The organism is Methylibium sp., assembly GCF_013817365.1.
Lineage (GTDB): Bacteria > Pseudomonadota > Gammaproteobacteria > Burkholderiales > Burkholderiaceae_C > Methylibium.
On sequence record NZ_JACDCU010000255.1, the window covers coordinates 1 to 6079 of the forward strand.

Genomic DNA, 6079 nt, shown 5'->3' on the forward strand with positions numbered 1-6079 from the left:
CCAGCAGCCTGAGCGTTGGCCTGCTGGCCCTGGTGCTGCTGGTGCTGTTGCGCACCGACCTGATCGGCAGCTGGCGTGCGGCCACGCCGCCCGACGCGCCGAACCGCTTCGTCATCAACGTGCAGCCCGACCAGGGCGCCGCTTTCCAGCAGCAACTGCGCGGGGCCGGCGTCGCCGATTACGACTGGTACCCGATGATCCGCGGCCGGCTGGTCGCCATCAACGGCCGGTCGGTCGCGCCCGACGATTACGCCGACGCGCGCGCCCAGCGCCTGGTCGAGCGCGAGTTCAACCTGAGTCACGCCGCTGAGTTGCCCGGCCACAACGAGGTGGCGGCGGGCCGCTGGCAGCCGGACGAGGCCGGCGCGATCAGCGTCGAGGACGGCCTGGCCGAGACGCTGGGCGTGGGCATCGGCGACACGCTGCGCTTCGACATTGCGGGCAGCCTGCAGGAGGGCCGCATCACCAGCCTGCGCAAGGTCGACTGGGGTTCGATGCGGGTCAATTTCTTCGTCATGTTCCCAACGCGTGGTCTGCCCGGCGACCTGCCGGTGACTTACATCGCCGCCTTCCGCGCGCCGCCGGCCGTGCCGGGCGAGCCGGGTTTCGACAACGCGCTGGCTCGCGCCTTTCCCAACATCACCAACGTCGATGTGTCGGCCTCCATCGCCCAGGTGCAGCGCGTGCTCGACCAGGTGATCCGCCCGGTCGAGTTCCTGTTCGGCTTCACCCTGGCCACCGGCCTGGTGGTGCTGTTCGCTGCCGTCACCGCCACGCGCGAACAGCGTGCCCGCGAGTTCGCGGTGATGCGTGCGCTCGGCGCGGGCAGCCGGCTGCTGGGGCAGGTGCAGCGCGCCGAACTGCTCGGCGTCGGCGCCCTGGCCGGCGTGCTGGCCTCGCTGGCCGCGATGGCGGTGGGCTGGGCGCTGGCCCGCTACGCCTTCGAGTTCAGTTGGGGCGCGCCGTGGTGGGTGCCGCTGGCCGGCGGCGGCGCCGGCGCACTGCTGGCCCTTGCGGCGGGCTGGTGGGGCTTGCGCGAGGTGCTGGCCCGGCCGGTGGTCGAGACTTTGCGGCGGGCCGCGCTGTGAGGGGGCGCGCATGACCCGCTTGCGCCAGCTCTGGTACGACGTGCGCTCGAGCTTCTGGTTCCTGCCCGCGTTCATGCTCACCGGCGCGATCGCGCTGGCGTTGCTGCTGATCGACATCGACACGCGGCTCGCCGGCGACCTGTTCTCGAACTGGCCGCGCCTTTTCGGCGCGGGCGCCGAGGGCGCGCGCGGGCTGCTCCAGGTGATCGCCGGATCGATGATTTCGGTGGCCGGCGTGGTGTTCTCGATCACGCTGGTGGCGCTGTCGCTGGCGTCCAGCCAGTACACCTCCCGGGTGCTGCGCCATTTCATGCGCGACCCGGCCAACCAGTTCGTGCTCGGCAGCTTCGTGGGCATCTTCGCCTACTGCCTGATCGTGCTGCGCACCATCCGGGGCTCGGACGAAGGCAGTTTCGTGCCGGCGCTCGCCGTGCTGGTCGGCCTGCTGCTCGGCCTGGTCGGCATCGCGGTGCTGGTGTTTTTCATCCACCACATCTCGGTCTCGATCCAGGCTTCGCAGATCCTCGCCACCGTGGCCGACGAAACCCTGCGCGTCATCGACAAGCTCTTCCCGGCCGACGCCGGCCCCGCCGCCGATGACACCGACGAGCCCATGCCGGCGGCGGTGCCGGGGCAGGGCTGGCACCCCGTGTCGGCCGAGCGCAGCGGCTACATCGAGCAGGTCGATGTGGAGACCCTGCTCGTTTTCGCCGTCGGCCACGGCGCCGTATTGCGCCTGGAGCACGGCATCGGCGATTTCGTGGTCGAGGGCACCGCCTTTGCGTGCGTGCTTAGCGCCGAGCCCCCGACCGAGGCCGACGCTGCCCGGCTGCGCGCCGCGCTGAGCGTCGGGCGCACGCGCTCGCTCGACAAGGACGTGGCTTTCGGGATCCGCCAACTGGCCGACGTGGCGCTCAAGGCCTTGTCGCCCGGCATCAACGACAGCACCACGGCCGAGATGTGCCTGGACTGGCTCGGCGCCATCCTGCTGCGGCTGGCCGACCGGCCCCTCAGGGCGCGGCGGCACGGCGCCGACGGCCGGCTGCGGCTGGTCGACTGCGGCCCAAGCTACAAGGCCCTCGCGAACGAGGCGCTGGACCCGGTGCGCCAGAACGCTGCCGGGAATGTGTCGGTGCTGACCCGCCTTTTCAGAGTGCTGCGCCTGGTGGGAGCGCACACACGCCTGCCCGGTCGGCGCCGGGTGCTGCTCGGGCATGCACAGGCGGCTGCCGAGCTGGCCCGGCGCAGCGTGGAGGCGCCGCGCGACCGCGCCCGGCTCGACGCGCTGGCCGCGCAGCTTGTCGCGGAACTGAGCTTGCCGGCGCCGGGCTGAGTGCCCCTGCGCGCTCGCCGCGACGCCCGCACCCGCTCCGCGGACCGGCCGTGCGCGGCCGGTCCGGCCGCCGTGCCGCCTGATGCATGCCACCCGGTGTGACCGATTGTGCGAAGCACGCCTCGGCTCCGGCCCACCGGCCCGGTAGCGCTGCGGATGCCGGCCGATATCCCCTATCCTCCCGACCGGCGCCGTCCGCTGGCGCGAAGACTCACGCCTTGCACGATGCCCCGCCTTCATCCGCTGCTCTCGGAACGCCGGCCGTCGCCTTTCCGATGACGGGCCCGTCGCCTGTGAACGCCGTGGCGCCCGCCGCCGGCCCCCCGCGGCGGCGCCTCCTGTACTGGCTGGACGATCTGCCGGTCGCCAGCAAGCTGACCCTGATCGTGCTGCTGTTCGTTGCGGTGATCGTGGGCATGGTCGCGATCGGCAAGCTCAGTGCCGACGTGCTGTCGAGCGTACGTGCCTATGTCCAGGGCGAGGGCCACTGGGCCAAGGCGCATCGCGATGCGGTGTACTACCTGGTGCGTTACTCGCACAACGGCGATGAAGACGATTACCGGCGCTACCAGGCCGCTCTCAGCGTCAATCTCGGCGACCGCCAGGCGCGCATCGAGCTGCAAAAGCGCGAGCCGGACTACACGCGGGCGCGCCAGGGCTTCCTGCAGGGGCGCGTGCACCCCGACGACATCGACGAGGTGATCTGGATCTTCCGGCGCTTCGGCCACCTCGGCCACCTGCAACGCGCGATCGAACTGTGGACCCAGGGCGACGCCCAGATCGACGAGTTGCGCCGCCTCGGCACCGCGCTGCACGCCGAAATGCGCTCGGCCGGCACCACGTACGAGCGGCGTGCCGAGCTGGTCGGCCAGATCGAAGACCTGCACCGCGTGCTCATTCCGCTCGAAGACCAGTTCTCGGCCACGCTGGGCGAGGCGGGGCGCTGGGTGACCCACCTGCTGCTGACGCTCACCTTGACCACGGCGGGGGCGATGCTGGCCCTGGGCCTGATCGTGGCGCACTACCTGACGCGCCGCATCAACCGCCAGATCGACGACCTGCGGCGCGCCGCGCTGCGCGTGGCGGAAAACGATTTCGACCACCGCGTGGACGTCGGCTCGGCCGACGACCTGGGCCGCCTGGCCATGAGCTTCAACGACATGCTCGCGCGCCTGCGCCAGCACCGCAGCGATCTCGAGGCCGGCGCGCTGGAACTGCAGCAGGCCACCTCCGCGGCGCAGGCCTTGGCGCTGCAGGCCGAGACCGCGAGCCAGGCCAAGAGCCAGTTCATGGCCAACATGAGCCACGAGATCCGCACGCCGATGAACGGCATTCTCGGCATGACAGAGCTGCTGCTCGGCACCCCGCTCGATGAGCGTCAGAGCCGCTTCGCGCAGGCCGTCTACCGCTCCGGCGAGAGCCTGTTGGAGATCATCAACGACATCCTCGATTTCGCGAAGATCGACGCCGGCAAGCTCGAACTCGCCCCCGCCGATTTCGCGCCGCGCACGCTGGTCGAAGACCTGCTGGAGCTGCTGGCGCCGCGCGCCCAGGAGCGCGGCCTGGAGGTGAGCTTTCGCGAGGAGCCGGGGCTGCCGGCGGTCCTGCACGGCGATGCGCTGCGACTGCGTCAGGTGCTCACCAACCTGGTTGCCAACGCAATCAAGTTCACCGAGCGGGGCGAGGTCGTGGTCGACCTCAGGCGATGCGCGCCGCCGCAGGGTGCCGCCGCAGAAGGCGAGGGCGCCCGCCGGGTGTGGGTCGAATTCAGCGTGCGCGACACCGGCATCGGCATTCCCGAGGACGTGCAGCCGCGCCTGTTCTCCGCCTTCACGCAGGGCAGCAGCGGCATGGCGCGGCGCTACGGCGGCACCGGGCTGGGCCTGGCAATTTCCCGTCAATTGGTCGAACTGATGGGCGGCAGCATCGCCGTGCAAAGCCGGCCCGGCCTGGGCTCCACGTTCTCGTGCCGGGTGCCGCTGGTAGCCGCCCTGGACGAAACCGGCCACGACACCGAAGCGCGCAGCATGCCGGCGCTGCGCGTGCTGGTGGTCGAAGACAACGAAACCAACCGCACCGTGCTGCACGGCCTCCTTGGCGCCTGGGGCCTGCAAGTGGTGCTGGCCAGCGACGGCGAGCATGCGCTCGAGCTGCTGCATGCGGAACATGCTGCCGGCCGCAGCTTCGACGTGGCCCTGGTCGACATGCAGATGCCGCGCCTGGACGGGCTGGCGCTCGCGCGGGCGGTGGCGGCGCAGCCCGAGTTCGCCGCCATGAAGCTGATCCTGCTGTCCTCGGTGAGCGCGCCCGACGACGCGCGCCGGGCGCAGGCGGCGGGCTTTCGCCGCTTCGTCGCCAAGCCGGTGCGCCAGGCGGAGCTGCGCCAGGCGCTGCTCGGCGTATCCGGCCCCGCACCGGCGCCTGGCACGGTTGCGAGCCTGCGCATCGATGCGAACGTGCTGGTGGTCGAGGACAACCTGGTCAACCAAGAGGTGGTCAGCCAGATGCTGCGTCGCCTGGGCTGCCGCGTCCATGTGACCGCCACCGCCATGGACGGCCTGCGCGCCTTGTGCGAGCAGGTGTTCGACCTGGTCATGATGGACATTCAGATGCCGGGCATGGACGGGGTCGAGGCGCTGGGCTGGTTTCGCCGCGGCGCCGGCGAGCGCTTCGTGTTCCTCACGCCGCCGTCCACGCCGGTGGTGGCCGTCACCGCCAACGCCCTTGGCGGTGACCGCGACCGCTTCCTCGGCATCGGCTTCGATGACTACCTCTCCAAACCCTTCCGGCAGAGCCAGCTGCACGCGCTGCTCGCGCAGCGCCTCCCGGCAGCGGCGATCCTGCCTGCCGTTTCTGTTTCCGTTCCCGTCCTCGAGCCCGCCATGACGATCCCTGCCTCCCCGATGCCGCTGCCCGACACCCACGGGCTGGACCCGCAGGCCTTGCAGCGCCTGCGCGACCTCGATCCGAGCGGCGCCAACCATCTGTTCGAGCGGGTCGTGCAGGCCTTCGACGCCTCGACCGGCCGGCTGATGCCGCAGCTCGACGAGGCGCTGGCCTCGCGCCACTGGCCCGGCGTGCGGCACGTGGTGCACACACTCAAGTCGTCTTCGGCGAGCATCGGGGCGCTCAAGTTGTCGGCGCTTTGTGCCGAGATCGAAGGCATGATCCGCAACGACGACGTGCAGGCGCTCGGCGAGCGGGTGGCGGCCATGCATGCCGAGACGGCCGTGGTGCGCGATAGTCTGCGTGCGCTGCTGGCACCCACCGCCTGACGCCGGCCCGGCCGAACCGACGAACGCTTCGCGAACGATCCGAAAACCCAGCCCATGACCCCGCGCGCAGACTCCGCCGCCGACGACCCGCTGGAGCGCCCGCGCGTCCTGCTGGTCGATGACGACGAGGTGAATCTGCTGCTCACCTCGGTCGCGCTGCGCGAGCGCGGCTTTGCCGTCACCGAAACCACCAGCGGCGAGCGCGCCATCCGCATGCTGGCCGACTGGTCGCCCGACGTGATCGTGCTCGACGCCCTGATGCCCGGGCTCGACGGTTTTGCGACCTGCCGCGAACTGCGCATGCTGCCCGGCTTCGAATCGATGCCGGTGCTCATGCTCACCGGCCTGGACGACGACGCCTCGATCACCCGCGCCTACGAGGC

Annotated in this window: 4 protein-coding genes; all 4 read left to right on the forward strand. The window is 71.0% G+C overall.

Features of this window, described 5'->3' with window-relative positions:
• On the forward strand, positions 1 to 1088 hold a 1088-nt coding region (locus tag H0W38_RS14735), incomplete at its 5' end, for an ABC transporter permease (RefSeq protein ID WP_367162161.1).
• A gap of 10 nt (positions 1089 to 1098) precedes the next feature.
• Positions 1099 to 2421, forward strand: a complete 1323-nt coding sequence (locus H0W38_RS14740) for a DUF2254 domain-containing protein (RefSeq protein WP_292455368.1) — start codon at positions 1099 to 1101, stop codon at positions 2419 to 2421.
• Positions 2422 to 2723: 302 nt separating this feature from the next.
• A complete protein-coding gene (locus H0W38_RS14745; RefSeq protein WP_292455369.1) occupies positions 2724 to 5696 on the forward strand; it encodes a response regulator in 2973 nt (990 codons plus the stop codon).
• 54 nt (positions 5697 to 5750) lie between these two features.
• The coding region (locus tag H0W38_RS14750; protein ID WP_292455370.1) for a response regulator at positions 5751 to 6079 on the forward strand (329 nt) is incomplete at its 3' end.

What these genes read in the sequence shown, in the direction of transcription:
- H0W38_RS14740 (WP_292455368.1), top strand. Translation starts at nt 1,099, where the DNA reads ATGACCCGCTTGCGCCAGCTCTGGTACGACGTGCGCTCGAGCTTCTGG.